General features: G+C 62.6%; 1 protein-coding gene. It reads right to left on the bottom strand.

Annotation, left to right across the window (positions count from 1 at the left end; all coding sequences use genetic code 11):
* Window positions 1–75: 75 nt before the first annotated feature.
* Window positions 76–1314 (bottom strand): IS256 family transposase, encoded by a 1239-nt coding sequence (locus GOPIP_RS10585; RefSeq protein WP_006369631.1) that lies wholly within the window; start codon window positions 1312–1314, stop codon window positions 76–78.
* Window positions 1315–1464: the final 150 nt, after the last annotated feature.

Below are 1464 nucleotides of genomic sequence, written 5' to 3'. Positions count from 1 at the left end.
GATAGTGCCCCGTGGAGTGGTGGACTTCGGATCGGCGTGGACTCACGCGTAGTGATCAACGAGTCATGGTGAATGCTAGGCGTTTTGGTGGGATTGGTCCAGTACTGCGGCGGCGTGGTGTTTGGCGGCGATCACCTTCTTGAGTTCGAGCATCGATACATCGGAGAGGTAGCGGCGGGTGACCTGCCACTCGTCGTGGGCCTCGATCACCACCGCGGTCGACAGCCGTAGAAACGCCGCCGGGTTCGGGAAGATCTCCACGACATCAGCGCGGCGTTTAATTTCCTTGTTCAACCGTTCGATCGGGTTGTTCGACCAGATCTTTTGCCAGTGCGCCTTCGGGAACGCGGTGAACGCCAACACATCAGCTTTGGCTTCCCGCATCATCGCCGCCACTTTCGGGAACGACGCTTCCAGCGTGTCGGCCACCTGGTCCCACTGGGCGTGGATGTCGTCGGGTTCGGTGTGGGCGAAGATCGTCTTGACCGCCGCGGTCACCACCGGGGCCTGTTTCGTCGAGACCGCCCCGTGCAGGTTACGCATGAAATGCACCCGGCATCGCTGCCAAGTGACGTTGCTGAACTGCTGCGCCACAGCAGCTTTCAACCCTGCATGGGCATCAGAGGTGACCAACTGCACCCCCGCCAGACCACGCGCTTTCAGCGACGCGAAGAACTCCCGCCAGAACTCGAACGACTCCGAGTCGCCGACCGCGGTACCGAGTACCTCCCGCGAGCCATCCATCGACACCCCGGTGGCCACCACGAGCGCCTGAGAGACCACGTGCGCACCGACCCGAACCTTGCAGTAGGTCGCATCAGCAAACACGTACGGAAACGTGGTGTGGGCCAGTGAGCGTTCCCGGAAGCGGGTGATCTCGGTATCGAGACCACCACAGATGCGCGAGACCTCCGATTTCGAGATCCCGGTATCGACGCCGAGGGCGGTGACCAGGTCATCGACGTTGCGCGTGGAGACCCCATGCACGTAGGCCTCCATGATCACCGCATGCAACGCCTTGTCGATACGGCGGCGCCGTTCCAACAACACCGGAAAGAACGAGCCCGACCGCAGCTTGGGGATCTTCACCGACACATCCCCGGCCGGGGTCGATACCGTCTTGGCCCGGTGCCCGTTGCGGTGCACCGTGCGCTCTGCAGACCGCTCGTAGCGGCCGGCACCGATCTTTTCGGTGGCCTCGGCCTCGATCAACGCCTGCAGTCCGGCACGGACCAGCTCAGCGAACATCGATCCGGAATCAGCGGAGGTCAGTGCATCGAGCTGGGCGAGCAAGGCAGAATGGTCCTGGGTCATCGCGTGTGTGTCCTTACTGTGAGTCACTTTGATCGGTAACTCGCTGACCACTACGCGATGGCCCACCCACAGCCCCAACGACACGCCGCACCAGACCGAACCTGGCTCAGCTGACGTCACCCCCGAAACCCCACCACCCCAGGGGACTTA

Origin of the sequence: Gordonia polyisoprenivorans NBRC 16320 = JCM 10675, from assembly GCF_000241325.1 — a bacterium.
In the GTDB taxonomy this organism is placed as follows: Bacteria; Actinomycetota; Actinomycetes; order Mycobacteriales; family Mycobacteriaceae; genus Gordonia; species Gordonia polyisoprenivorans.
This window is presented reverse-complemented; position numbering and strand designations above follow the sequence as displayed.